This window comes from Litorivivens sp., from assembly GCF_057445395.1.
Genome location: NZ_JBVBUV010000055.1, coordinates 1 through 25,824 on the forward strand (window position 1 = coordinate 1; position 25,824 = coordinate 25,824).

Annotated in this window: 29 protein-coding genes; 14 read left to right on the plus strand and 15 right to left on the minus strand. The window is 56.6% G+C overall.

Annotated elements, in window-relative coordinates; genetic code table 11:
* The 5 genes from AC222A_RS14050 to AC222A_RS14070 all read left to right on the plus strand — a co-directional run.
* A partial coding sequence (locus AC222A_RS14050; protein ID WP_486775144.1) for a D-aminoacyl-tRNA deacylase occupies window positions 1-211 on the plus strand: 211 nt, incomplete at its 5' end.
* A gap of 116 nt (window positions 212-327) precedes the next feature.
* Window positions 328-810, plus strand: coding sequence for a DUF3015 domain-containing protein (locus AC222A_RS14055; RefSeq protein ID WP_372759460.1), 483 nt, complete (start codon window positions 328-330; stop codon window positions 808-810).
* Between the two features lie 44 nt (window positions 811-854).
* Entirely contained in the window at window positions 855-2,723 is a 1,869-nt protein-coding gene (locus tag AC222A_RS14060) for an Lnb N-terminal periplasmic domain-containing protein (protein ID WP_486775145.1), read from the plus strand.
* Window positions 2,692-3,552: an alpha/beta hydrolase gene (locus tag AC222A_RS14065; RefSeq protein ID WP_486775146.1), complete on the plus strand. Its 861-nt coding sequence runs from the start codon at window positions 2,692-2,694 to the stop codon at window positions 3,550-3,552. The genes AC222A_RS14060 and AC222A_RS14065 overlap by 32 nt, the downstream gene beginning before the upstream one ends.
* 169 nt (window positions 3,553-3,721) lie before the next feature.
* Window positions 3,722-4,561, plus strand: a complete 840-nt coding sequence (locus AC222A_RS14070; RefSeq protein ID WP_372763692.1) for a nuclear transport factor 2 family protein — start codon at window positions 3,722-3,724, stop codon at window positions 4,559-4,561.
* Between the two features lie 67 nt (window positions 4,562-4,628).
* Here AC222A_RS14070 and AC222A_RS14075 read toward each other — a convergent pair whose 3' ends face one another.
* Window positions 4,629-5,111 carry an FKBP-type peptidyl-prolyl cis-trans isomerase gene (locus AC222A_RS14075; RefSeq protein ID WP_372763693.1) on the minus strand — a complete coding sequence of 161 codons (483 nt, stop codon included), beginning with the start codon at window positions 5,109-5,111 and terminating at the stop codon, window positions 4,629-4,631.
* Window positions 5,112-5,193: 82 nt separating this feature from the next.
* Between AC222A_RS14075 and AC222A_RS14080 the strand changes: the two genes are divergently transcribed.
* Complete coding sequence (locus tag AC222A_RS14080) at window positions 5,194-5,379, plus strand: hypothetical protein (RefSeq protein ID WP_372758503.1); 186 nt, start codon at window positions 5,194-5,196, stop codon at window positions 5,377-5,379.
* Window positions 5,380-5,397: 18 nt separating this feature from the next.
* On the opposite strand, the gene AC222A_RS14085 is transcribed toward AC222A_RS14080, so the two are convergent.
* Window positions 5,398-5,643, minus strand: a complete 246-nt coding sequence (locus AC222A_RS14085; protein ID WP_372758504.1) for a hypothetical protein — start codon at window positions 5,641-5,643, stop codon at window positions 5,398-5,400.
* 116 nt (window positions 5,644-5,759) lie between these two features.
* On the minus strand, window positions 5,760-6,008 hold the full coding sequence (locus AC222A_RS14090) for a hypothetical protein (RefSeq protein ID WP_486775147.1): 249 nt from the start codon (window positions 6,006-6,008) through the stop codon (window positions 5,760-5,762).
* Window positions 6,009-6,170: 162 nt separating this feature from the next.
* On the opposite strand from AC222A_RS14090, the gene parC reads away from it, so the two are divergent.
* Complete coding sequence (gene parC, locus AC222A_RS14095) at window positions 6,171-8,423, plus strand: DNA topoisomerase IV subunit A (RefSeq protein ID WP_372750270.1); 2,253 nt, start codon at window positions 6,171-6,173, stop codon at window positions 8,421-8,423.
* A gap of 178 nt (window positions 8,424-8,601) precedes the next feature.
* Here parC and AC222A_RS14100 read toward each other — a convergent pair whose 3' ends face one another.
* Window positions 8,602-9,813, minus strand: coding sequence for a hypothetical protein (locus AC222A_RS14100; protein ID WP_372763694.1), 1,212 nt, complete (start codon window positions 9,811-9,813; stop codon window positions 8,602-8,604).
* Window positions 9,814-9,956: 143 nt separating this feature from the next.
* On the opposite strand from AC222A_RS14100, the gene serB reads away from it, so the two are divergent.
* Entirely contained in the window at window positions 9,957-11,174 is a 1,218-nt protein-coding gene (gene serB, locus AC222A_RS14105; RefSeq protein WP_372749317.1) for a phosphoserine phosphatase SerB, read from the plus strand.
* On the opposite strand, the gene AC222A_RS14110 is transcribed toward serB, so the two are convergent.
* The 3 genes from AC222A_RS14110 to epmB are packed head-to-tail and all read right to left on the minus strand — an operon-like array spanning window position 11,171 to window position 16,103.
* Window positions 11,171-13,192, minus strand: coding sequence for an EAL domain-containing protein (locus AC222A_RS14110; RefSeq protein ID WP_372749316.1), 2,022 nt, complete (start codon window positions 13,190-13,192; stop codon window positions 11,171-11,173). The two genes, serB and AC222A_RS14110, sit on opposite strands and share 4 nt — an antisense overlap.
* A 16-nt stretch (window positions 13,193-13,208) precedes the next feature.
* On the minus strand, window positions 13,209-15,047 hold the full coding sequence (locus tag AC222A_RS14115) for a hypothetical protein (RefSeq protein ID WP_372809701.1): 1,839 nt from the start codon (window positions 15,045-15,047) through the stop codon (window positions 13,209-13,211).
* A gap of 51 nt (window positions 15,048-15,098) precedes the next feature.
* Window positions 15,099-16,103 carry an EF-P beta-lysylation protein EpmB gene (gene epmB / locus AC222A_RS14120; RefSeq protein WP_372809702.1) on the minus strand — a complete coding sequence of 335 codons (1,005 nt, stop codon included), beginning with the start codon at window positions 16,101-16,103 and terminating at the stop codon, window positions 15,099-15,101.
* Window positions 16,104-16,139: 36 nt separating this feature from the next.
* Here epmB and efp point away from each other — a divergent pair, with 36 nt between their 5' ends.
* Window positions 16,140-16,709 carry an elongation factor P gene (efp, locus tag AC222A_RS14125; protein WP_372750303.1) on the plus strand — a complete coding sequence of 190 codons (570 nt, stop codon included), beginning with the start codon at window positions 16,140-16,142 and terminating at the stop codon, window positions 16,707-16,709.
* A complete protein-coding gene (gene epmA / locus AC222A_RS14130; protein ID WP_486775148.1) occupies window positions 16,706-17,665 on the plus strand; it encodes an EF-P lysine aminoacylase EpmA in 960 nt (319 codons plus the stop codon). The genes efp and epmA overlap by 4 nt, the downstream gene beginning before the upstream one ends.
* Window positions 17,666-17,692: 27 nt before the next feature.
* On the opposite strand, the gene asd is transcribed toward epmA, so the two are convergent.
* From asd to rsgA, 3 genes are all read right to left on the minus strand, one after another.
* Window positions 17,693-18,496 (minus strand): archaetidylserine decarboxylase, encoded by an 804-nt coding sequence (gene asd, locus AC222A_RS14135; protein WP_486775150.1) that lies wholly within the window; start codon window positions 18,494-18,496, stop codon window positions 17,693-17,695.
* Between the two features lie 82 nt (window positions 18,497-18,578).
* Entirely contained in the window at window positions 18,579-19,403 is an 825-nt protein-coding gene (locus tag AC222A_RS14140; protein WP_372759527.1) for a sulfurtransferase, read from the minus strand.
* Between the two features lie 28 nt (window positions 19,404-19,431).
* Complete coding sequence (gene rsgA / locus AC222A_RS14145) at window positions 19,432-20,427, minus strand: small ribosomal subunit biogenesis GTPase RsgA (protein ID WP_372759526.1); 996 nt, start codon at window positions 20,425-20,427, stop codon at window positions 19,432-19,434.
* A gap of 83 nt (window positions 20,428-20,510) precedes the next feature.
* On the opposite strand from rsgA, the gene orn reads away from it, so the two are divergent.
* Window positions 20,511-21,053, plus strand: a complete 543-nt coding sequence (gene orn, locus AC222A_RS14150) for an oligoribonuclease (RefSeq protein ID WP_372765324.1) — start codon at window positions 20,511-20,513, stop codon at window positions 21,051-21,053.
* A gap of 144 nt (window positions 21,054-21,197) precedes the next feature.
* Here the strand turns inward: orn and rpsT are convergent, their stop codons facing one another.
* The 3 genes from rpsT to AC222A_RS14165 form a co-directional block, all read right to left on the minus strand.
* Window positions 21,198-21,464, minus strand: coding sequence for a 30S ribosomal protein S20 (gene rpsT / locus AC222A_RS14155; protein ID WP_372760188.1), 267 nt, complete (start codon window positions 21,462-21,464; stop codon window positions 21,198-21,200).
* 108 nt (window positions 21,465-21,572) lie between these two features.
* Window positions 21,573-21,947 (minus strand): diacylglycerol kinase, encoded by a 375-nt coding sequence (locus AC222A_RS14160; protein WP_372760192.1) that lies wholly within the window; start codon window positions 21,945-21,947, stop codon window positions 21,573-21,575.
* A 16-nt stretch (window positions 21,948-21,963) separates the two neighbouring features.
* Entirely contained in the window at window positions 21,964-22,413 is a 450-nt protein-coding gene (locus tag AC222A_RS14165; protein ID WP_372781279.1) for a nuclear transport factor 2 family protein, read from the minus strand.
* 113 nt (window positions 22,414-22,526) lie between these two features.
* Between AC222A_RS14165 and AC222A_RS14170 the strand changes: the two genes are divergently transcribed.
* Entirely contained in the window at window positions 22,527-23,156 is a 630-nt protein-coding gene (locus tag AC222A_RS14170) for a TetR/AcrR family transcriptional regulator (protein ID WP_372781277.1), read from the plus strand.
* An 18-nt stretch (window positions 23,157-23,174) separates the two neighbouring features.
* Here the strand turns inward: AC222A_RS14170 and AC222A_RS14175 are convergent, their stop codons facing one another.
* Together AC222A_RS14175 and AC222A_RS14180 are read right to left on the minus strand one after the other, a co-directional pair.
* The gene (locus tag AC222A_RS14175; RefSeq protein WP_372799019.1) at window positions 23,175-23,450 is read right to left on the minus strand and encodes a hypothetical protein; all 276 of its coding nucleotides are present in this window, start codon (window positions 23,448-23,450) and stop codon (window positions 23,175-23,177) included.
* A gap of 205 nt (window positions 23,451-23,655) precedes the next feature.
* Window positions 23,656-23,886 carry a hypothetical protein gene (locus tag AC222A_RS14180; protein WP_372749150.1) on the minus strand — a complete coding sequence of 77 codons (231 nt, stop codon included), beginning with the start codon at window positions 23,884-23,886 and terminating at the stop codon, window positions 23,656-23,658.
* Between the two features lie 222 nt (window positions 23,887-24,108).
* Between AC222A_RS14180 and AC222A_RS14185 the strand changes: the two genes are divergently transcribed.
* Window positions 24,109-25,548 carry a tetratricopeptide repeat protein gene (locus AC222A_RS14185; RefSeq protein WP_486775151.1) on the plus strand — a complete coding sequence of 480 codons (1,440 nt, stop codon included), beginning with the start codon at window positions 24,109-24,111 and terminating at the stop codon, window positions 25,546-25,548.
* Between the two features lie 3 nt (window positions 25,549-25,551).
* A partial coding sequence (locus AC222A_RS14190; RefSeq protein WP_486775149.1) for a hypothetical protein occupies window positions 25,552-25,824 on the plus strand: 273 nt, incomplete at its 3' end.

Below are 25,824 nucleotides of genomic sequence, written 5' to 3' on the forward strand. Positions count from 1 at the left end.
CCAATTTACCCTTGCCGCCGATACCCGCAAAGGCTTGCGCCCCGGTTTCTCCACTGCAGCTAGCCCGGCTGACGCCCAGCTGCTCTATAACGCCCTGCTCGACACACTGCGAGAACGTCATCCGACAGTCGAGGCTGGTCGCTTTGGCGCGGATATGCAGATTGAATTACTCAATGATGGGCCGGTTACTTTCCTGCTGGAATTTCAATAAATATTGGGCTGCAATTTGGAGGGCACTTTGCGATGGCCTTGTGCTAGGCTGGGGCCAGGCTCGCCCTGATGTGTGGGCTCCTGCACAACAATCCTAACAATGTCTGGAGATTCCTTATGAAAAAACTGTTAATGGCTTCTGTTCTGGCCACCGCATCTGCAGCCAGCTTTGCTGTGGTACCTGGGGGCGATAGTTGTGGTTGGGGCAATATGCTGTTCGAAGGTCAGTCCGGCCTGCCCATTCATGTGGTGGCTTCTATTACCAATGGTACTTCTGGCAACAACACCTTTGGCATGACCTCCGGTACCAATGGTTGCTCCGCCAACGGCACGCTTACCTACGCGGGCAAACCACTGATCAATCTGGGTGCGATCATGGATGAGTTCAGCGAAGACGTGGCCCGCGGTGACGGCGAGGCGCTCAGCGCCGTTGCGATCTCCATGGGTGTTGCGACGGAAGATCGTTCGCACTTCAAAACGTTGCTGCACAATAATTTTGACGCGTTGTTTCCCAGCGATTCAGTTACCGCCGACGATGTGATGGCCTCGATGCTGGATCTGATGCGCGCCGACGCACAGCTCGCCAAATACGCTGCCTGATCGATAGCGGCGCTGCCTCAGGCTGCGCCGCCTTTCCCTGATTCATGACAACACGACGCTACTGGGGCCTGCTCCTGTTGCTGGTTTTTGCTGTATCAGCGCGCGCCCAGTTGCCGCTCAGCAAGGCCGGATTGGAGGGGTCGACGCAGTCACCATCTCTCGATACGCTGGCGGATCATCCTCAATGGCGGGCATTGCTGCATTATGGCCGTGTAAAAGCGGGTTATGAGCGCGAAAGCTATGTTGACGACCCGGCGTTTTTCCTCAGTGTTGACGGCAGGCGAGATGCGCGTGCGGAATTGCAGGCCACGGTAGAGCAGCTGCAGAACCTGCCGACATTGCGCTGCCAATTCATCGCGCGTTTTCGTTGGTTGCAGCAACAGGGCGCCCTGGACTCAGAATTACCTGCTGCCTGTGATGGTTACCGCCAGTGGCGAGGAACTATCAACGCCGGCGCCGTTGCGCTGGTGTTTGCCGCCAGTTATCTCAATAGCCCCTCTTCCATGTACGGTCACACCTTTTTACGGGTTGACCCCCAGGGTTACCGTGCCGAGTCGGCTCTGCTGTCCTATGCCGTGAATTACGCGGCGGTTGTGCCCGATAATGACAGCAGTCTGCTGTTTGCCTGGCGCGGCATGAGTGGCGGTTACCCCGGGCACTTTAGCCTGCAGCCCTATGTCGACAAACTGCAGGAGTACTCGCGTCTTGAAAATCGCGACGTGTGGGAATATGAGCTGAATCTTAACGCGGCAGAAATTGATCGTTTGATGGCCCATCTGTGGGAACTGCAATCGATCAATTTTGACTACTATTTTATGGATGAAAACTGTTCGTTTCGTCTGCTTGAACTGCTGGAGGTAGCGCGCCCGGGGCTAACGCTCACGGCTGAATTTCCAGTACACGCCATCCCGGTGGACACGGTGCGCGCGGTGCGTGAAGCAGGGCTGGTGGATGAGGTGGTCTATCGACCGTCCCGGCAGCGGGAGCTCGATGCGTTGGTGGCGCCCCTCGACGCCGCGCAGCGGCAATGGGTGCTGACGCTGGCAAGGGAGCCAGCGCAAAATCGAGTACCGGCATTCCAACGCAAATCTGTGGATGAGCAGCGCACTTTACTCCTGGGCGCTTATCGCCTGCTACGCTATCAGCACAATCGACAGCAGCGTAGTCCGGATGTTGCCGGGCGTAGCTTTGCGTTGCTCCGGGCGATTAATCACCTGCCCCCGGATGCAGGTCAGTCTGCGACTCCAGTCAGGCCAACCGAACCGGATGCGGGGCATGCAACGGCGCTGGCAGGCCTAGCGCTGGGGCGTTTCGACGAGCGCGACTATCGGGAGGTGTCCCTGCGCCTTACCTATCATGACCTGCTGGACCCAGTCGCGGGCTATCCTCGCAATGCATCGCTCAATATGCTGCAGGCAACACTGCGACAGGTGGATGGGGAGGGCAGTCGCTTGCAATCGCTTACATTGGTCGATATCCGTTCGTTGGCGCCGCGCACTGACTTTTTTCAACCGATCAGCTGGCAGGCTCGCGGCGGGCTTGAACGCAGCGACGGGCATCCGGATTATCTGGCGCCCTACGCTTCGGGCGGCGCGGGCGGCTCGTGGCAGATTCTGGGTGTTGATATTTCTGCGCTGGCGACCCTTCGGGCAGAATATAACGAAGGGTTTGAGAACAACTGGCAAGCGGCGCCAGGCCTGACAGTGCGCGGTGGCTTGCAACGAGAACATGTTGCCGCTGCACTGGAAGCAGAGCATTACCGTTTTGCAAATGGCGTGGAACGCAATACGGTGGGCCTGTCCTTAAATGTGGCGGTTGCCGCGCAACACGGCATCCGTTTTAACTGGCGGCGGGTTGTGGAGGAGGGGCAAGGGGATGAGGATGTCAGTCTGCAATGGCGTTATTATTTTTAAGGCCCCGGCCCTCGCGCTTTCTGTAATAGCGCGTAGCCTGCTGGTGGTGGTTGGGGCGCTTACCCTGAGCGGTTGTGCCAGCTTGCTGTTTTATCCAATGAAAAAAATAGTCGCAACACCTGCAGATCACGGTGTTGCATACCAGGATGTCTATATCGCGCAGGGTGACATCCGCCTGCATGGCTGGTGGCTGCCGGCCGCCAGTGAGGTACGGGGAACGGTCTACTTTCTGCACGGCAATGCCGAGAATATCAGCACCCATATGCACAGTGTGCTGTGGCTACCAGAGAAGGGTTATAACGTATTCCTGCTGGATTACCGGGGCTACGGCCAGTCGGGCGGTGAGCCCGAGTTGGCGGGCGTTATTGACGATGTGCGCAAAGGCTATCAGTGGTTGCGTGACAGGCAGGTGACCGCACCGCTGATTGTATTGGGTCAAAGCCTCGGGGGTGGTGTTGCGGGTTTTGCTATGGCGACTCAAGCGGATAAACCCGATGCCATGATACTCGATGCGGCGGTAGCATCTTACCCGCGCATTGCCGGTGAGGTTGCCAGACGCAACTGGGTCACCTGGCCGTTTGCACCGCTCGCACCGCTGTTGATGCCCAAAGGTTTCGATTTAATTGATGTTGTGGGGCAGTTGGCTGGCGTTCCGCAGCTCTACTTACATAGCCCGGATGACAGCGTTGTTCCAATTGGGCACTCCCATTCGCTGTACGCCAAGGCGGCGTCGCCGAAGCAACTGAGAGAAACCGCAGGGCCTCATATCGCAACCTTTGCGTTTGCGGCGCAGCGACAGGCGTTGCTGGACTTTATCGCTAGCCTGTAGTCGGCTAAGCCCCAGTGTCTCTTGCCAAGGCATGCGGTGGTTCCCCAACCGTATGTGACAAACTACCGATTTTGACAGCTTGGCGTGTGTAATTGTGAAAATGTCACAGTTCTTCGCATGCGCCAGCCAGTAAGCTCGGTCCCTGCTGTAGTTTTGTGAGAACACGAATATGCGAACACTTCTCCGTGATAAGCAAGCTCTGCTAGCCTGTGTCGAAGGCTCTCCCGCCGCGGTTGCTATGCATAATAAACCCGAATGGCTGTCGCTGTTTGCGGACTGCGCGGTGGTGGAAGACCCGGTTGGCTCGAAACCACAGATCAATCTGGCTGACGAGAATGGCCAGAGCCCGCTAAGCTGCTTCTATGAAACCTTTATCGCTGCCAACGATATTCGTTTTGACGTGGATTACGATGTAGTGTGCACCGGCGCGGTGGTCAGGGATCTGGATATCGAGATTCGCATGTCGGATAAGGTGGTGGTGCGGGTGCCCATGCATCTGCTTTACGAGCTGACAACCGAGCACGGCGAAGTGCGCATCAAGCGTCTCGCCGCCCATTGGGAGCTGGCACCGATGCTGCGTCAGCAAATGCAGTACGGCATAGCGAGCGCAGTGGCCGGGATATCTTCATTCTGGCGCATGCTGCGTCATATGGGGCTGTCGGGTTTGCAGGGCTTCCTGCAGGCTAGGGAAACGGTTGGCGAGGCAGGCAAGAAAAAGGTTGAGGCGCTGGTCTCTGCCTTTAATCAGAAGCAGAACCGCGCGCTGGAACGCCTGTTTACCGATGACGGCCTGATGGGCTGGCCCTACGGCCATGAGCAGCGCATAGCGTTTTGGGATATCCCGCCAGGTCAACTACGCGTAGAGAAGCTGCTGTCTGCCGGGCGTGCCACGTCGGCCACCGTCTATTATCGCGACGGAGACCTTGAAAAGCGCGGCGTGGCTATCTTCCACTTCGATCGCCGCAACCTGCTGATTCGTGACGCCCAGTTCTTTTTGGAACTTGAATAGCAGCAGTAATCGGGTACAACCCGCATAAACAAACCGGGTCTGTCCCCGGTTTTTTTATGGCTGGGATTTAGTGGTGATGCCCGCCAGGGCCGTGAGCATGGCCGTGGGCGATCTCATCGGCAGAGGCCTCGCGCACGTCGACAATCTCAATCGCAAATTCCAGGGCTTTGCCTGCCAGTGGGTGGTTGGCATCCACGTCGACGGAAAATTTCCCCACCTTGATAACGGTTGCCTGCTGGGTGCCGTTATCGTCCCGGTAGCGAACCACCTGGCCCGGTTTCATCTTGCCCTCATGTTTAAGGTATTTGGCGGGGATGCGCTGCACCCGACCTTCCTGCCTTAATCCATAGGCTTGTTCGGGCGTCAGTGATACTTCAATTTTGTCGCCGGCGCTTAAACCGGCCAGCGCCTTTTCCAAGGCGGGCAGGATATTGCGGGCGCCATGAAGGTAGAGCGAGGGCTCACCATCGTAACTGTGTTCGATTTCACCGCCGCTTTGCTCGGACAGGCGATAATGAAAGGACACCACACGGTTTTTTTCGATCTGCATCAAGTGCTCTCTTGCTGGGCATGTCGTCTAACAGGCGGCTATACTAATCGCCGTTTATGCAAATTCCTAGCAGGCAGAAGATATGGGGGATGTGGTTGCTTTTACGCCGGGGCGAAAGAAGAAGGCCTCAGCCAAGTCTACCCTGTGCCGAGAAGGGCACCATCGTTGGCAGGTAGAAACCAAAAGTCGGTTTGATGTGAAGCAGGGGAAGCTGGTAACGGTTTACCGCTGTGCGCGCTGTGGCAAACTGAAAACCACCGCGCACTGACAGAGCGGGAGGGTTGGGTTAGCCCAGTATCTGGTGCTCGATCTGCTCAAGGATGGCACGGGTTTCGTCAGCACCTTCCACACTATTGAAAACCCGCACGATATCACCCAAGTGCTCCAATAGTACGTCCTTCACCGAGATGTTGCTGGTCATGGCGGCATCGCGCAGCATCATGAAGGCTTCGGCGCTGATATCGTCAATAAGTTCCTGTTGATTGGCGGCGCGGAAATCTGAAAGCCTGACTACGTTGTTTGGGTGTGCCATTGTCTTTGCCTCTCAAGTCACATTTGTGAATAACTGTGTAGTAGTCTAAGAGGCGATCGGCGCTTCGTAACTTCGTACTTACCCGTAGTGCAAGACATAAAAACGAAAGGCGGCGGCTAGCCGTTGATCTGTTCGGCAAGTTCCCGCAGGATACGGGCGGATTCCTCGTGGCCCTCGACCGCCTTGATAACCAGAGCGATACCCAGTAGGTGCTCCAGTAAGACGGATTTCATGGGAATGGCGTTTTCCTGTGCCTGTTCGCGCAAAAAGACAAAGGCCTGAGCGCTGATATCGTCGACAAGTGCTTGCTGTGTGGCTTTTTGATACTGTTCGAGGTTGATTACGTTTTCTTTCGGGTCCTGCATGCGGATGCGCTCCATAGAGTGAACACGCAGAATGCGGCCACGGGAAAAGTATAGGGATGCAGGCCCTTGTCGGAACTAGGTAGATACCCGTAAAATTTTCTAAGTAATTGATATATGGCGATAAAACTACAGTAGTACGTCGCCGCTGACTGGAAGTTGTCAATGGAAAACCAAACCACTATTTCAGAAGACGGTATTGAGCAGCTATCGCTCAAAGCCTACACCGAGAAGGCCTACCTGGATTATTCCATGTACGTCATTCTCGACCGGGCACTGCCCAATATCGCCGACGGGCTCAAGCCAGTGCAGCGCCGCATTGTGTATGCAATGAGCGAACTGGGGCTAAAGGCTAGCGCCAAATTCAAAAAATCGGCGCGTACGGTTGGTGATGTCATCGGTAAATTCCATCCCCACGGCGATTCAGCGGCCTACGAGGCGATGGTGCTGATGGCGCAAAATTTCTCCTACCGCTACCCCTTGGTAGACGGGCAGGGCAACTGGGGTTCACCCGATGATCCCAAATCCTTTGCCGCGATGCGCTACACCGAATCACGGCTGACGGCCTATGCTGACGTGCTGCTGTCGGAGCTGGCGCAGGGTACGGTGGATTGGGTGCCAAACTTTGACGGCACCATGGACGAGCCTTCAACACTGCCCGCGCGGGTACCCAATGTGTTGCTCAACGGCACGACGGGCATCGCGGTGGGCATGGCTACCGATATTCCGCCGCATAATCTGCGCGAGGTGGTCAGCGCCTGTATTGCCCTGCTCGATAAACCCAAGGCCAGCGTTGAGGACCTTTGCGAGTTTATTCAAGGGCCGGATTTTCCCACCGACGCGGAATTGATTACGCCGCGCGCTGACCTGATCAAAATGTACGAAACTGGCCGCGGCAGTTTGCGCATGCGCGCGCGGTGGCACAAAGAAGATGGCGATGTGGTGATCTCGTCGCTCCCTTATCAGGCGTCTGGCTCTAAGGTGCTGGAGCAGATTGCCCAGCAAATGCAGGCGAAAAAACTGCCGATGGTGGCAGATCTGCGCGACGAATCGGATCACGAAAATCCGACCCGCCTGTTGATCGTGCCGCGCTCCAATCGGGTGGATCTCGAGGCGATGATGAATCACCTTTTTGCCACCACTGACCTGGAAAAAACCTACCGGGTAAATCTCAACGTTATTGGTATTAACGGCCGGCCGCAGGTTAAGGCCCTCAATACCCTGCTTGGGGAGTGGCTGGAGTTTCGCACCGAGACAACCCGTCGCCGACTTCAGTTCCGTCTCGACAAAGTACTGGCGCGACTGCACCTGTTGGAAGGTCTGTTGATTGCGTACCTCAATATTGATGAGGTCATTGCCATTATCCGAACTGAGGACAAGCCGAAAGTTGTGTTGATGGAGCGCTTCGGGCTGAGTGACAAGCAGGCTGAAGCGATTCTGGAATTGAAGCTGCGCCATTTAGCAAAGCTTGAGGAAATGAAGATTCGCGGCGAGCAGGACGAACTGGCCGCCGAACGAGACAATCTTGAAGCAACGCTGGGTTCGCCCCGCAAGCTGAAAAACCTGATCCGTAAAGAACTCAAAGCCGTTGCCGAAGAATATGGCGACGATCGCCGTTCGCCGCTGGTGTCGCGTGAAGAAGCCAAAGCGTTCTCTGAAGAAGAGCTGATGCCTGTTGACCCGGTCACCGTTGTTATGTCGGAGAAGGGTTGGATTCGCGCCGCCAAAGGCCACGACATCGATGTGGAGTCGCTGAACTACAAGTCAGGGGACAAGTTCAAACTGGCGGCGCGCGGTCGCAGCAATCAGCCGGTGATTATTCTGGATAACAGCGGCCGTGCCTACACGGTTGCCGCCCATACGCTGCCGTCGGCGCGCGGTCAGGGCGAACCAATTACCGGACGATTGAACGCACCATCGGGGGCCGTGTTTAACGGGATGCTGATGGGCGGCGACGATCAGCGGGTTCTGCTGGCCTCGGACGCAGGCTACGGTTTCGTTGCCAAACTGTCAGACCTGCAAAGCAAAAACCGCGCAGGCAAGGCTGTCCTGACACTGCCGAAGGGTGCGCAAGTGCTCAACCCGGTGCCGTTAGCGGGAACCGAGGGTCACGTGGTGGCGGCCACAACGGATGGCCGCATGTTGGTATTCCCCCTGACGGAATTGCCGGAAATGCCGCGCGGCAAGGGTAATAAAATGATTGGTATACCCAGCGCACGGGTCGCTGCACGAGAGGAATACGTGGTTGCGGTGGCCGTGATGACAGAAAGTGATACCCTGCGTGTGTTCTCGGGCAAACGCTACTTAAATCTCAAATTCGGCGAGCTGGAGCACTATCTCGGCGAGCGCGGTCGACGTGGACACAAACTACCGCGCGGTTTCCAGAAAGTGGATGGTCTGGAGATCAATCCCGACTAAACCATCGGGTTTGCAGTTACAAACCGGGGGCTATCCCCGGTTTTTTTTGGTTCTTTGTAAGCTCAGGTGGACAGGTTTTAGTTTGGATGCTCAATGCTGGCACTTGCCCTCACTCCTGGCGCCTGTTGAAGCACGCGATTGCCACCCGGCGTTACCAAGAACGTTTTTGAGCTCGTGCTCAGCCGGGATTCAATTGCGCTTCAAGTCGCGCCAGCTGTTTGTCCAGTAGCTGACGGTAGCGCTCTTTCATTACCAGCCCGTCGGGGGTGGCCTCGGCCCATTCCAGCGCAGCAGTGCCCAGATCACTGGGTAGGCGTGTCTGAATGGCGCGGCCGTCGCAAGCTACCAGCACTTCCACCAGTCGAACTTCCTGAGCCTCAAGCTGAAACTGATGGCTTTCACTGCGCACGGAACCGATTGCCGCGCGCGCGCCGAGTGTGTGATCAAGTGCCTTGAGTAGATGTGCGCTGCACAACGCGCGCAGCAAGGGATGATCGCTGCCCTCAAGGGCGCGAAAGCGTAGGGTGACACCGTCGCGGCGGTGAATTTTTAAAACGCCATGGTAAAGGCGCGACATAGCCAATGCGGCCTGATAGCTCTGCGTGACCCGGCGGTCGAGTTCTGCCTTGCCCCACTGCTGGGTCAGTCTTTCGTAGTGCTGCCAGTGAATATGCAGTACGACCCAATCCACCGCCCGTGGGGTTAGCGCCGGCAGGTTGGGTTCGGGGTTTGCCAGTGTCTGAAGCAGTTCGCCCAAGGTGTCGCTTCCCGCATAGGAAATTTGCAGCGGCGTTTCACTGGGTTGCAGCAGGTTGCGGCGAATGCGCTGCAGCAGATTGTCGAGTTTCTGGGCTAGGGCCATTGTCAGTGCGATGGCCAGGGCCGCCGTCAGTGCTGACAGCAACAACAGTTGCCACTGCAGCTGGGTTTGTGCGGTTTCTAGGGGTGCGGTTTGCAGCTCAATCACCACGCTGCCAGCAATGTCCTGGCCTAACAGGATGGGGCTGGTAAATCGCGGGTTGCTTTCGCTGTGCTGGCCTACTTCCACCAGTGTCTGGTTGTCGCTGTCGGTGACTTGCGCATACGCCAGCAAGGGGTTTTCTGCCTGCAGGCGCAGCACACTGAGCAGGGTTACTCGATCATTGCGAATCAGGCCTTCGCGACTCTGGTAGGCAATCTGCTGCACCCATTGTTTCGCAAACAGGGTGCTTTGTTCAGTCAGCAGCTGGCTGTTGCCCCGGGCGCTGGCCAGCAGCAGTGTCGCGCTGTGCGCGGTTAGAATGAGCAGGATTAACACGGCGCACTTGGCCGGCAGGGGCAACCTGAGCAGAAAGTTGGCAGCGCGCGAAAAAAGGCCCGCGAGGTATGTCGGCTTCAAGGGTATTGGCATGTGATCGGCATTTATCTTCCGGAAGCGCAGTATACCGAAGTTGTCGGTTGATGGTGTGAACCGGCTGTGCCCGCTACAATAGCCGGTTTTAATATTCGCCGACTGCCAACATGGGCGAGTCGGTAAATCAGCAGGGGCGATGCGTGAAGGAAATCATACTGATCAATATATCCGGTGACGACCGTGCCGGTGTGACCAGCTCGATCACCAGTATTCTGGCGTCACACGGCGTCAATATCCTGGATGTGGGGCAGGCCGTTATCCACGACACGCTGTCGCTGGGCTTGTTGATTGAGGTGCCCGACAGCGCTGAATCGTCGCCGGTACTCAAAGATATCCTGTTTCGAACGCATGAGCTGGGCTTCCAGGTACGCTTCTCGCCAGTTAGCGCAGAAAGCTATGACCATTGGGTGTCGGGGCAAGGTAAACCACGTCATATCCTTACCCTGCTGGCGCGTAAACTGACGGCGGATCACTTGGCTCGGGTAACGGCGATCATTGCGGACTACGGCCTTAATATTGATCGCATCGACCGGTTATCTGGTCGGGTGCCTCTCGACGGAGTGTCTCAGCAAAGCAAGGCGTCGGTAGAGATGTCGGTGCGCGGCGCGCTGGAAGATACCGCTACATTTCGCAAATGTATTATGCAGTTGGCCAGCGAACTGGATATCGATATCGCCTATCAGGAAGACAGTATGTATCGGCGCACCCGTCGCCTGGTGGCGTTTGATATGGACTCGACCCTGATAGAAGCGGAAGTGATTGACGAACTGGCGGCGGCTGCCGGTGTGGGTGAGCAGGTGGCCACCATCACTGAGCAGGCGATGCGCGGCGAAATTGAATTTGCCGAGAGTTTCCGGCGGCGAGTGGCGCTGTTGAAAGGGCTGGATGCGAGTGTGCTGGAATCCATTGCCCATGAACTGCGGTTGACCGAGGGTGCCGAGCGTCTGGTATCGACCCTGAAACAGCTCGGCTATAAAACCGCCATTCTGTCGGGTGGTTTTACCTACTTTGGCGAATTTTTGCAGCGTAAACTCGGCATCGACTATGTCTATGCCAATGAGTTGTCTATTGTCGATGGGCGGGTTACCGGTGAAGTGACGGGCCGTATTGTCGACGGTGCGCGCAAAGCGGAATTGCTGCAGGAGCTGGCAGATCGCGAGGGGATCAATCTCGAACAGGTGATTGCGGTTGGTGACGGTGCAAACGATTTACCGATGCTGAGTATTGCAGGCTTGGGCATTGCCTTTCGGGCCAAACCGATCGTGCGGGAAAATGCCAATCAGTCGATCAGTACTCTGGGTCTGGACGGCATTTTGTATCTGCTTGGCATTAGCGACCGGCATACGCAGGCCGATTAGTCTGCGCCGAAGTCGTAATCCATTTCGCTGCTGGGCGAGTGAATATAGCTGCCCTGCACGTAATCCGGCTTCAGTTGCCATAGGGTTGCCAGCGTGGCAGCGCTTTCCACGCCAGTAACCACGGCTTTGCTGCCGGCTTCCTGGGTGGCGGTTATGGCTTCTTGCAGGGTATCACTTTCTTTTGGGCTGAGCTCCAGTTTGGTCAGCAGCGGCTGCAATTGTTTCAAGGCTGCAGCGTCATCAGTGCCCGGGCTGGCTGAGCGCAACGCAATATTGCCACCGAGGTCGCGTAACTTTGTGATAAAGGCTTTCGCGGGTTTGATGGCCTTGCCCGCAGTCGCGGCGTTAACCTGCAACACCAGCGTATCTCCCGGAAGTCCGGCGGCCTTCATGGCGACCCCCAGCCAGCTGCACAGATTTTTGTCGTGGAACACATTGCCACTAACGTTAATAACAAGGCGCGTGTTTTTGCCAGCCTGGCGTGATTGCGAAAGCTGCTTGGTTGCTTCAACAATGATCCAGCGGTCGAGCTCGGTGCTTTTTCCCTGACGTTCAAAATTTTCCAGCAGTTCGGCGCCGCTGATCTCATCAGATTCGCGATCTTTCAGGCTCAGGCACACTTCGTAGTATTGTTTTTCCTCATCGGCCAGGCTGACGATGGGCTGATAGTGCAGCTGCAGCCGGTTATCTGTTTTGGCGTCTTCGAAGGCTTGTAATGGGTCTGATTGCTGGTTTAGTTGCTGTTTGGCGCGCACGTACAGGGCTGCGTCGTTGCCAATACCGTTACTCCCCGCCTCTTCGCGAACCTGCTCGCACAGGCCGATAAGGTTGTTGACCATGGCAACACCCGAGGTCTGTTTGGATTTGCCCAGGGAATGTATGGCAATGGTCACAGTGTAGTTGATGCTGTTGTCGCCAATGGTTACCGGGCGCTGGGCAACCGATGCACAGAATTTCTCGGCGCGCTCCAGCACCTCGTCGGCGGTTGTGTTGCTTAGCAGGATACCGACCAGGTCGCCGTCAATACGTCCAAATTGGCCTTTGGGAAATTCTGCCATCAGCGCAGCGGCAAGGTCGCGCATGATCACGCTGCAGCCACTGTAGCCGTGGTCGGCGCGCAACTGGCTGTAACGATCCAGGCTGATCAGCACGAAGGTGCCTTGGGCGTTGCCGCCAAAACCGTGGGCGGCAACATCCTCGAGTTGCTGAACAAAGCGCATAGCCAGGGCAAAGCCGGTGTTCGTGTCGATGGCTGCGACGTTGCTGGCGCCGTCCTCCGATTCCTTGTGCAGTGTGAGTTGCACGCAATCTTCTTCATCCAGTACCGCATGGCTGAGTTTCATGCTCATCTCGACGCTGTCGCCGTCGGTCTTTCTGCCCTGCAGGGTCACGCGCGCGGAATCGGAGGGGGTAACACTGCGCAGGGCGCTCTTCAGTCGATCCTGATCATCGTCTTCAATCAGGTCAATCACGGGCTGGCAGTCCAGTTCGTCGGGATCGCTGAAGCCAAAATATTCGGCAAATAGGCGATTGACGCTGACAATCATGCCATCGGCGACATAGGCGATGGGCTCTTCGGCCTGCAGCAGTATCTGCTCGCTGCGGTGTTCGGCGGCTTGCAGCTCCTGCCGAGTATGGGCCAGCGCGCGACGGCTCTGCAATGCCCAGAATTCGCGCAGGCAACTGCGCGCGGCGCGCTCTAGTTTGTCGGGAGGAAGTATGTCGACGATCTGATGATCCGGCAGTCTCTCGTCGCTCTCACTCAACAGAATAATCGGCAGATCGAGTTGCTGATTGCTAATGGCCTGCAGGCAGACATTGAGCTCCAGTGCGGACTGGCTCTCATCAAACAGCACCAGATCGGGGCTGTCGTCGCGAATTGCCGAACCGAGCTTGCCCATCTCTTCGACCATGGTGTGTCGACAGATATAGCCCAGCCGGTGGAACGCGGAGGTCAGAGTGGCCGCGCGATTTGGATCGATTCCGATAAACAGCGCGCACAGCGTATTACTATTCATTACAGCCTAATAAAGCTCAAAGGTCATCCCACAGGTTGTCAAATTCCTGCTTCTTCTTTTTCGAATCCTTTTGGGCGACCTTGTCGGTAGTGGACGATGTCGTTGGTAGTGGTGCGTCTACGTCTTCGCCAGACTCGGTTTTCACCATAGTTGAGAAGGCGAAGATGCCGAGTGTCGCTGTCTGTACCAGGCAGTTCTGAAACTTGATCCGGTAGGTTTGACCCGGACGGTTCAGCTCAATGGAGTCGCCTTCATTAAAGGCCGTCTTTTGTACCAGAATTCGCTGGGGGAGGCCACTGTCGCGATCGGGTGGCAGCATCAGGGCACGTTGGTGTTCTCCAACCGGCAAGCCGGAGCGAACCAGCCGCGCGCTATAGGCGTCAGCGACACTGGCCAATACTTCCAGTCCCAACTGGTTTTCCGATTCGCTGACCTGTTTGACCCAGCGAATAACACCGACTGACCAGGTCAGCTCTGCCTCTTCGCGAATACCGACAACATCGCCGGTGTTCAGCTTAACGGCTTCGTTGGCGGGCCATGATACGCAATAGCCTTTTTCGCTAGCGTTGACCATGGCTGCGCGGTAGTAGCGATAATTCTGGGTTGTGCCGGCGTTGGAAACCGCATTGTTCTGGCTGCTCTCGTAATCGATCGCGTGCACCTCGCGGGTGGCGATGGTGCTGTCCTTGTCTTTGGAGTCTTGCAGGTTGGCTTCGCCCCAGGCGTCGTGGGTGGGGTCGAAACGTTTGCGAACACCGTATTCTTTTGAGATGTCTATCAAGTTCGGGTCAGGCTTGGCCGCGCGCCGCATAAATTCACTGAAAGGCAGGCTGTCGGCAACGAAAAAGTGGGTCGAAAAAAGGCCGAGCGACAACAGCAGGTCATCTTCCCGGTCTATGCGCACCGAATTACGCTGCAGCATCACTCCCCAGGATGTGTGGAGATGGGTGAGCAACCCCAGCCCCAACTCGTTGCGGTCGCGTTTGCCGCCAGCGGCGAGCACATCAATTTTGTCCTCGAGCATTTTGCACAGCGGGCGCGAATCGATCCCCAGCCAGCCGGCAGTATCCTCACACAGCTCACGGTAGGTGGGCGGTGCATCGCGGGTGGGATTAAACAGAAACACGCAATCTTGCAGGTGGTCGCCGCGCACGCTGGCTTTTTGTGCCCAGGTGCTGAGCTGGGTAAAAACATCTGCCTGATTGGCCTGACGCAATTGGTGAGGGCGGGCGGTAAACAGCAGCATGGGGCGCAGGTAACACTGCTCCAGCGTGCTGCCTCCCCACACCTCGTCCGCCACTTTTTCGCGCGCTATCTTGTGCTTCAGTGCCTGGTAGAACAGCTCATGAATGGTCTTCCAGAAACCGGCCTCTTCATCGCGGTAAAGCTGAAAATTGCGCAGTAACACCAGGCTGTGTTCAGTAATGGCTCGGTGAAAGGCCATGGCCAGCTGATCTTTGGGTCGGCGCAGCCGGTGCATGCTGAGAAACTGGTTGGCGGTGACGGTGTAGCCGATCGCCATTTGCTTGTTGAGGGTGTCGGCAAGTTGGGCAACCTTGCGCGATTTCTCGGGGAGAATGATCGGCTGGTTCAGGAAATGCTTTTCCAGCCCCCGATTGGACACATGCACATGGTGGCGCAGCTGCTCGAGAATTTGCAGGCGGTCTTTCGGGTTGCATTTGACCTTGTTGAATTCCACCAGCGCCAAATACAACTGGCGAGTGGTCTCCCCAAGGTTGGCGCTTGGTAAGGAGCGGAGCCAGCGAGCGGCGCTGTCCTTGTTCAATTCGAACAGGCTGTGACGCTCAAGGGTCTGTTGCGGCAGAGGAATATGTATCTCTATAAAGTCGGCCATACTCGCTTAACGGCTACCGGGGGTTGCTATATTGTTCTGCGCTAGGTTTTCTCAAAGCGGACACTTGTGAGCAACCCTGGGATCTTCGCGAACCAGTTTGGGCACCAGATAACCGGGCAGGGCCTCCATCATCTGCTTGTGCAAAGCCTGCGCACCTGTGTCCGATAGCGCAAAGTGAGCCGCGCCCTGGACTCTATCTAGTACATGAAGATAGTAGGGTAACACACCAGCATTAAAAAGTTTTTCACTCAATTTGCAAAGCGTTTTTGCATCGTCATTAATTCCGTGAAGCAACACGGATTGGTTTAGCAGGGTGACGCCTGCCTGACGCAGGAGCTGCAATCTCTCGCTCAGCGCGGCCCCGACCTCGTTCGGGTGGTTGCAGTGCAGTACAAATACTGTCTGCAGACGGGTTGATGTCAGGCTGGCTACTAGCTTGTCGGAAATTCTGTCCGGCAACACGACAGGGAATCGTGTATGAATCCTAAGCCTTTCTACAGTAGGGATTTCACTTATAGTGAGTACCAACTCTTCTATTCGATCGTCACTGCTGACCAGGGGGTCGCCGCCACTGAGGATAACCTCACTGATATCGGCGCGTTCGCGCACGTAGTCCAACGCCTGCTGCCACTGGCTTCGCGACAACTGGTTGTCGCCGTAAGGAAAGTGACGCCGAAAACAGTAGCGACAATTGACTGCGCAGGCTGGGCTGGCAACCAGCAGTACCCGGCCATGGTATTTGTGAATAATGCCGGGGACGGGGTTGGAGTGACTCTCTTCCAGGGGGTCATTGCTGTAGCCGGGGCTGGCAATGTTTTCCTGAGCTAGGGGTAGTACCTGCAACAGGAGCGGATCATACCAGTCGCCTTTTTGCATCAGGCTGACAAAGGCCTGCGGCACGCGCAGGGCGAAACCCGGACTGAAATCCAGTTCGTAGGGCGCCTCTGCGGTAGGCAGCGCCAGTTCGGTGAGCAGGTCTTCAACGCGGCGAAAGGCTCCAGAGAGCTGCTCCTGCCAGGTTTCGGTCTGCCATTGTGCTTGGCTAAGCGGTATCATGGGCGGCTTCGTTTATATCAAGCTTTGAGGAAGGTTATGGCGAGCTATTCTACCAATGAATTCCGCTCCGGGTTGAAAGTGATGCTGGAGGGCGACCCCTGCTCCATTCTGGACAACGAATTCGTGAAGCCGGGCAAGGGACAGGCCTTTAACCGCGTAAAATTGCGCAATCTGAAATCCGGTCGCGTCTGGGAGCGCACCTTTAAATCTGGCGAATCGCTGGAAGGTGCCGATGTGATGGACACTGACATGGAATATCTCTACAACGACGGAGAATTCTTCCATTTCATGGAGCCGGAAACCTTTGAGCAGTATCAGGCAGATGCTACCACTGTGGGCGACGCTGCCCAGTGGCTGAAAGAGCAGGATACCGCGACCGTTACCCTGTATAACGGCGCTCCGCTGGCTGTTGCACCGCCAAACTTTGTCGAACTGGAAATTGTGGAAACTGACCCCGGCCTGAAGGGCGACACAGCGCAGGGCGGCACCAAGCCCGCCAAACTGAGCACGGGTGCCGTGGTGAAAGTGCCACTGTTCCTGAGTGAAGGTGAAGTGGTGCGGGTTGATACTCGCACAGGCGAATACCAGAACCGCGTTAAAACTTGAGCGATTGGGTCCCTGACGACTGGCGACCCACTGCAGCGCTCAGTGCGCTGCAGGCCCGTGCGGCACTGCTGAGCGTGGTGCGCGATTTTTTTGCGCAGCGCGCTGTACTTGAGGTCGAGACCCCGCTGCTGGCTTCCGCGCCAGTCACCGACCCCGCGATTGACGCTTTTTCCTTGCAGCAGGCTCCGCTGTATCTGCAAACATCTCCCGAGTACGCGATGAAACGCTTGCTGGCGGCCGGCAGCGGCCCCATTTACCAGCTGTGCAAGGCTTTTCGCGTGGGTGAGAGTGGGCGCCGTCACAACCCGGAATTCACCATGCTGGAGTGGTATCGCCCGGGGTTCTCGCTGCAACAATTGATTGACGAGGTGGCGGCACTGCTTGGCTGTGTCCTAGGTGAGCGACCGCTGCGAGTTTACCGCTTTGCCGAGGTCTTTGAGCAGGTACTTTCGGTTGATCTGTTTACGATAGAAGATGCGGCATTGTGTGAGCTGGCCCAGGCCCGCCATGGTATTGCCGCGACAGACCTGACCCGTGACAGTGCCATCAACCTGCTATTCAGTCATGATATCGAGCCGGAATTGGGGCGCGGCGAGTACAGCTTTGTCCGGGATTTTCCGGCCTCGCAGGCGGCATTGGCAAAGGTAGGGAGCGACGCTCAGGGCCGTGATGTGGCACAGCGGTTTGAAGGTTTTGTCGACGGTATGGAGCTGGCCAATGGCTATGATGAGCTGCAAGATGCCTCGCTCCTGACGCAGCGTTTCGAACATGATCTCGCGCAGCGTCAGCGGGACGGTCAGGTCACTCCGCCGGTTGATCGTCATCTGCTGGCGGCGATGGCCCAAGGCCTGCCAGATTGTTGTGGCGTTGCCTTGGGGTTTGACCGCCTGCTCATGTTGCAGCTGGGGGTTGATCGCCTCAGTGAGGTTATTGCGTTTCCCACCGAGCGGGCCTGAGCCCGCGTCCTCGCGCGAGCGGTTGGGTTACAGGAGCTTGCCCAGTGCCTCGCCCATCCGGGTTTCGGTGCCTGCGTCAAAAGCCGGCAACCATTCCATCGCATTTTCGCCAAACAGCAGTATGACGGTTGAGCCGAGCTTGAAGCGGCCCAGTTCATCACCCTTTTTCAACTCAATAGTTTCTTGTTGGTCAAAGCGCCGGGTCTGCACGGTTTTCGGCGGTGGCGCCACCTGACCGGCCCAAACCGTTTCGATACCGGCAACAATCATGGCGCCCACCAAAATAACTGCCAGCGGGCCGGCGGCGGTTTCAAACAGGCACACCAGGCGCTCGTTGCGCGCAAACAAACTATCAACATTTTCGGCGGTAGTCTGGTTAACGGAAAACAGCTGGCCGGGTATGTAATGGGTGGCAACCAGTTTGCCGTCGATGGGCATATGCACCCGGTGATAGTCTTTCGGAGACAGGTACACGGTGGCAAAGCGCCCATTTTTGAAGGGCAGGGCATCTTCGTTGTTGCCGCCGAGCAGGGTGTACAGACTGTAGTCGTGACCCTTGGCCTGGAAGATCCGGCCTTCCTTGATATCGCCAAGTTGGCTGATAGCGCCGTCAGCGGGGCAGGCAATGTCTTTTTCGTCCTGGCAAATCTGGCGTGCATCGGGCTTCAGCTCGCGAGTAAAAAAAGCATTGAAAGTCGGGTAGCCGCGAATGTCCTCTTCCTGCGCTTCGCTCATGTTGACCTTGTACTGCTTTATAAATTGCTCGATCAGCAGGTTTTTCAGCCAGAAAATTCGAGTCTCTGCCAGCTGGCCCACGAGCCGTGACAGCATGTGGTGGGGCAGCAGATACTGCACAATGATAAAAAGCGTTTTCACTGTGAATCCTTAATGTTCAGTTCAATGCATGTTTTGATCAGGGGGTGTCGCCGGTGTTGATGGGCGTGTCCTCGCGGTTGCCCCACTCGGACCAGGAGCCGTGATAACCCTTGATCTTCTCGTAGCCGAGGATCTTCATGGCCAGGTAGCTCAATCCGGAGCGGTGGTGGGTCTGGCAGTGGGTGATGATGGTTTTGTCTTTGCTCAGGCCGAGACTGTCTAGGCGTTGCTGCAGGGCGTCCAGGTCTACTAGGCGCAGGTTGCGCTGCCTGTCCATCAGTTCCAGCCAGTCTATATTGACGGCTCCGGGAATATGGCCGCCGCGCTGGGCAACCACTTTTTCGCCGCGATATTCTTCGGCCGAGCGTGCATCCCAGATGGCCTGTTCGGGATCGTCGATGGCGTCGAGTACATCAGTGGCTTCGGCAATGACCGATTCGTGCCATTCTCCGCTGAAGCCACTGGGTGCGCTCGTGGGCAATTCGGTGGTTACCGGCAGGCCTGCGGCAAGCCAGGCCTGGAGGCCACCGTTGATATAGCTGTAACGGGTGTGCCCGAGCACGTCCAGGGTCCAGATTAGGCGCCCGGCCCAGCCGCCGCCTTCATCGTCGTAAACCACCACGTGCTTATCGGCGTTCAGGCCTGCAGCTGAAAACAGCGCCTCAAGTCGCTTCTTCTCCGGTATCTTCCCTACCGCCGGTTTGGTGCCGGCCTGCAGTTCCGCCGGTGGAATATGTACCGCCCCGGGAATATGGTGAGTGCGGTAGTTGTCGGCGGAACAGGTGTCGAGAATCAACAATTGCTCGTTGCCCAGTTCTGCCGCCAGTTGTTCGGGTTCTATCAGCAGTGCCAATTCGGCCATACCAGTCCTCCTTGTTTAGCGGGCCATTCTACCCGTGTTGCCCCTCGATTTCGGCAACAATTTGTCGGTAACTCTGCAGCCTTACGGGGCTGATGTCGCCGCGTTCAAGTGCCGCCTGCAGGCCACAGTCCGGTTCGGACTCGTGGCGGCAATCGCGAAAACGGCATTGGCTGATAAAGGGCTGAAATTCGCGAAAACCCTGCTCCACGGACTTGCGGTCGAGATTCTGAACGCCAAATTCGCGTATTCCGGGCGAATCGATCAGATCGCCGCCGTCGGGAAAATGAAACAGCCGCGCGGTTGTTGTGGTATGCCGACCCTTGTCCGCGGCGTGGGATAATTCGCCAACAGCGGTATTGGCTTCTGGCAACAGAGCATTGACCAGCGACGATTTACCAACCCCGGACTGTCCCACAAAAATGCTGGTGGCGTCCGCCAGCTGGGCCCGCAGGGCGTCGAGGCCTTTACCGTCGGTGCTCGACGCGGTGAGCACCGTATAACCGTTGTCAGCGTAACTGTTCAGCATCGCCAGGGTGTCATCGTCGACGGGCAGGTCCGATTTGTTGCGGACAATGACCGCGGTTAACTGGTGAGCCTCGGCAGCGACCAGGTAGCGGTCAATCAGGTTAGCGTAGGCTGGGGGCTGGGCGGCAACCACAATCAGCATTTGGTCGATATTGGCGGCGATGGATTTCGGCTGGCCGTTAAAATCCGGGCGAGTGAGCAGGGAGCGGCGTGGCTCCACCGCCACAATAACGCCGGTATTATCGCCCATTTGCCAGATTACCCGATCGCCGGCTACTGGGTTCTCGACATTGGCGCGCAAGTGGCAGCGGGTCACTTCGCCGTCTTTTGCTTCAATGTTGACCTGGCGCCCGAAGCTTTCAATCACCAGCCCGATCTGTTCAGGCCCCAGCGCATCACTATCGGGTAGATTGTCATCGTCGCGGGCGCGACGCGAGCGCTGCCGGTGCTGAGCGTTAATTCTGCGCTGCTGTTGTTTGTTGATCTTGCGTTTTGCCATGCAACCGCCGGATTTAGGAAGAGCGCTATTATCGCGCAGGCCTTTTGCTACAATCCACTGTAATCCCTCTAACTGGTGAATCCATGGCAAATGACAGCAACCTGATCTGGGTCGATCTTGAGATGACCGGTCTGGATACGCAGAACGATCGCATAATTGAAATCGCTACGATCGTGACCGATTCGCACCTCAATACCCTCGCAGAGGGGCCGGTGGTGGCCATTCATCAGCCCGACGAAGTGCTGGCCGGAATGGATGAGTGGAACACCCGGCAGCACGGTCAATCCGGCCTGGTTGAGCGGGTGCGTAAAAGCCGCTTCAGTGCCCGCGATGCCGAGGAAATGACCATCACCTTCCTCAAGGAATTTGTGCCTGCCGGAGCCTCACCCATGTGTGGCAACAGCATCTGCCAGGACCGGCGCTTTATGGCCCGGGAAATGCCCGAGCTGGAAACCTATTTCCACTACCGCAACCTCGACGTCAGCACGTTGAAAGAGCTGGCCCGCCGCTGGCGTCCCGATGTGCTCGACGGGGTCAAGAAAGACGGTTCTCATCTGGCGCTGGACGACATCCGCGATTCCATCAACGAACTCCGCCACTACCGCGACCACTTCATCAAAACCTAAAGAAAAACCGGGGTCGTATCGAGTATTTTTTAACCAACCGCACGATGGCCGCCCGTTGATCAATAAATACTCGATACGACCCCGGTTTTTAGGCAATAAAAAACCCGCCGAGAGGCGGGTTTTTGTTGAGCGTCGTTTAGTTGATCAGGCAGCCATCGCCTTGATCTGGGCATTCAGGCGGCTCTTATGACGAGCGGCCTTATTTTTGTGGATCATGCCCTTGTCAGCCATACGGTCTACAACCGGTACGGCTTGTGCGTAAGCGGCTTTCGCTGCTTCAACGTCGCCAGAGTCAATGGCGTTCACAACTTTTTTCAGATAGGTGCGCACCATGGAGCGCAGGCTGGCGTTGTGCTTGCGGCGTTTTTCCGCTTGACGTGCGCGTTTACGTGCTTGGGGAGAGTTAGCCACCCGTTTACTCCTTGAATCTGAGTCAGTACTGAAAATTTAAGAGGGCGGATTATTCCTGCTCAGCGCAGTGCTGTCAAGCGTTGCGCTTGGAGTTCGTGCAAAAAAGCCTTAGCTGAGCAGGCGACTGCCGATCAGAGCGCCCCAGGTCAGTACCACCAGCATCATGCAGACGAACACGGCGGCGGAGCCCAGATCCTTGGCTTGGCCGGAAAGCGGGTGCTGATCCAGGCTGACCCGATCCACCACAGACTCAATAGCCGAGTTCAGGATTTCGGCCAGCATGACCAGCAGGCAAGAGCCCACCAGCAAAATGAATTCCACTGCATCCCTCGCTAACCAGGCTGCTGCGGGGGTCAGGAAGAGCATCAGTATGCATTCGGTACGAAACCCTTCTTCGTGCGTCCAGGCCGCGCGAAGGCCGCGCATGGAGTAGCGCGTGGCGTCAATGATCCGGGGCAGGCCACGCCGCCCCGGTTTGTTCATTTGGCTTTGCATGGGTTTATTGAATGCTGGCTGCATCAAAAAGCAGATGATGGTTCAGGTCGCCGAACAGATCCGGAAACATTTCTCGGCGCCGAAAGCGCCACTGACCGTCGTGTTTTTCAAACCGGTCGTGATACTTGCCGGCAATAATGACCTGCAGCGGCAGGTCGGGCGTAGCCTGTACTACCGTAAAATAGGCTTCAGCCCGCGCGCTGCACGCATCACTTTCTACTTCTATGTGTACATTGCTGATGATGTGGCGGGTTTTGGGGGTGCCGCAATCGTAGAGTCTGGTTGAACTGTTGTACATGGCGAGTACGGCGTCATAGCCACTGACCACCGAGTTGGCGGCGGGGGCAACAATTTCACCGTGGCGGAACAGCTCGGCCACACCCGGCAGGTCGCCTGCGTCCAGCGTAAAAGCGTAGCGATACATCAGATTTTCAATTGCGCGGTAGTCGTCCATAGCAGATCTTTTTATCGTAGTGAGAAATCCGGTGCGCCAGTGTAGCGCGAAATAGTGGGTGAAAGTCACGCTCCCTTGAATTTGGTAGCATAGCCGCTGCCCGCGACTGAGTGATGACAGTTTTGAAAGATACGCCGACACGAATACTTGACGAAGCCGAAGCGCTATTTGCCGAAAAAGGTTACAAAGCGACCTCCCTCGGTGAAGTAGCAGACCGTGTGGGCATCCGCTCGCCAAGTCTTTACAACCACTTCAAGAACAAGGAAGCGCTATACCAGGCTGTGCTGGACAGATTGATTGCGCTGTTTAATGAGCCGCTTAACAAAATGCTGCAACACCCTGTGACGCGCAGCAGTATTCAGGAGTGGCTGGAAACCATCGTGGAGCTCCATTATACCCACCCCAATTTAGCGCGATTGTTGCAGCACGCTGCGTTGGCGGGTGGCCCGCACACTTCGGTCATTGTGAATCAGATGTTCAGGCCGCTGTTCGAACACCGGCCTGAGGGGCCTGAGTTGGGGTTTTTCCAGGGCAACGATTTGGAGCCGTGGGCGGTAATGGCGTTTAACAATATTGTGATGTCTTACATCACGATGGCGCCAATGTACCGGGAGATGTTGCCGGTAGATCCGTTTTCAGAAGAAGGCTTGATGCGGCAGAAACAGCTGATCAGTCAGCTGGCGCGGTTGGTGTTTTCGGTGGGCGATGAACCTACTGGTTTAGGTGTAGGGGAGGCGGGCTGAAACGCCCGCCGGAAGTGCTTAGCCTGCGCGGCACGCTTGTTTGGCGGCTTTGATCTGCTTGCGGTGGCACTCTTCCTGAGAGGCTTCGCCGATACACCACTTGCGGCGGTTGTCCCAGGCAGTCAGCGGGTGGCGTTGGCCGTCAGTGCATTTCACGGAATAGTTGGAAAACTCAACGCCGTTGTCGGTGGTGCCGGCGCCGGTGTAAACCAGGCTGGAGGGGCGCGCGGCAAAGGTGGCGGTTGAGGCGGCTGCCAAAACGGCAATCAGAAGCGATTTAGTGATGAATTGCATAGTAAGGACCTGCTGAATAAATGATAACAACGTTTACATTATCCAGAAAGTGTTACCGAAATGCCAGTACCGAGGGTAAAACGGTGACGAATGTTACGTCATAACCTCTGTATTCTCATTGCCATTCAATGGGTTGCGAGGCATTGCCACAGTGTTACCGTTTCTTAATTTTGGCGCGAACGACGGGGTGAACCGCTTTGTTACCTTACGTAGCACAGGCCAGAAGAATAAGAACCCAGCCCAAAGCGGCGGTAGCGATGGCATCCATCGCCTTGTCGAGGCGGAATAGGCCATAGAGATACGACACTGGCGGCAAGATCAGGGTGCACAGCGCCCAGGTGTAATCTTCATTACTGGAAGTGATTAGAAGCTGCACCCAGCTCAGCAAGAGCAGGGCGACGCCAATGGTCAAAAACAGAGCTGAATAAGGTTCCATAATGACATTCTCCGACAGGGGGGGCGGCGCGCTGGCCGGCGGTTTTTTGACTATTCTTAATACACAGTGCCATTCATCTGGTGTGGCCTATCGGGCGATCAACGCTCGCGAGCGAAAGCCAAGCCTGAATGGTAAAGTAACCAAAAAGTGTTGCGTGGGGAAGGTTCGATCCAACCCGCTGCAACCTGCCGTAAAAGTAGTTGGATGTCGGGAGTGAGAGTGATGTGGAAGCTCGAGCGTAAGCACTGCCTGGTGCTGTTGTTCGGATTGTTGGGTCTGGCAACAAATCCCGCGACTGCCCAAGGCTCGTCCTGGCAATTACCCCAGCCCTACAGCCTGATGCCAGAAGACGGCAACCTGTTGAAAACTCAGCAACAGTTGGAGCAATTGGCTGCCGCAGGGCGCTATACAGACGCGATTACCCCAGCCCTTTCCTTGTCCGAAGCATTGGCTGCAGACCCTGCGTTGGGCCCGTTGGCCTTGGAAAACCTTGCGCTGGTGCGCCTGCGAAGCGGTGACCTGAGTGGTGGTATTGATGGTCTGCAACAGGTCTTGTCGCGCTTGAAGCAAAGCGGCAATTTCCGTGATCCTCGCCTGGCCCGGCCGCTCATGGCGCTGGGCGTGGCCTATTATCACGCTGGCGATCTGGCGCAGGCGATTAACCATCTTGAGCAGGGAATATTTGTCACCCGTACCGACAAAGGGCTGGAAGCCATCGAGCAAACCGTCTATGACGATATTCTACTCGACAGTCTGATTAAAAGCGGTCGTTTGGAAGATGCGCTCAACCGGCTCGATGTCAGTCTGACCATCCAGCGTCAGGCGCTGGCTAACGGTCCAGAGCTGGAGCAGGCGCTGGCGCGAGCAGCGCGCTGGTATCGCAATCTGAATGCCGCGTTTCAGGAAAGCCTGCTGCATGAGGAGCGCCTCGAGTTGGTTGCCGCGCGCGCTGGGGAGGATAGTCCCGAACTGGTGCCGGTGTACTACGACCTTGCCAGCAGCTATTCCCGTCGGCTGCATGGCGACCTGGATAAACTGCGAGACATGAAGTCCGCCGAACGCAATGTCAGCTACTCCTTTGTACGCAGTGATCAGATTCGGCGCGCAATGAACTACGAATACGGCAACAAGCAAGACGACCGGGCGTTACTTGATGCTGAGTGGAAAGCCGTGCGGGCGTTGAAGTTGGCCCTGCGCATACTCGAAGACCAGTCGGAGCCTGACGTTAACGCTATTGCTGAAACCTATGTGCGGCTTGGCGATCATTACCAGCTGATAGGCGATTCACGAAAAGCGCGCCGTTACTACCAGCGCGCCTACGATATGTTCAGCGAAAACGGGGCTACCGAGTACTTAGCACAAACCTTTGGCGCGCCCGTTCCCATCTATCACAAACCCTTGAAATTGCCGCCCACCACTGACCCGGACGTTCTCAGCGCGTATCAGGGGCAGGCAGAATTGGTCATGGACGTGAACTCTCGCGGCCAACCGCGCAATATCGAGTTGCTCGAAGTGCGCCCGGAGCAGGCTGCCGTGCTTGAAGACAAAGCCTTGCGTTATAGTCGCGATACGATTTTCCGCCCACGGATTACCGACAAGGGCACGGTTGGAACCGAAAAAATGCGTTACATCTATCACTTTCAGCCCGCGCAGGAGCAATAAGCCGTGGCTGATAGAAGGACAGGTCGCAATACCGGGGCGCTGCTGACGGTGACGCTGCTGTGTGCGCTGCTGAGTGCCTGCACCACACCGCCTACGACCCCGCCAAGTTCGCCGCAACCACCGCCCCCTCCCACGCCTCCGTCGAGTCAGTCGGCGCAGCAGCAAGAACAGGAGGCGTCAGAGCAGAAAGAGCAGGCGCAGCAGGAGCAGAGCGACACTGCGGCGGAATCAAAACAACAACCCGCAGAAGCTGCGGCAGCGCGCAAAGCCGAGCAG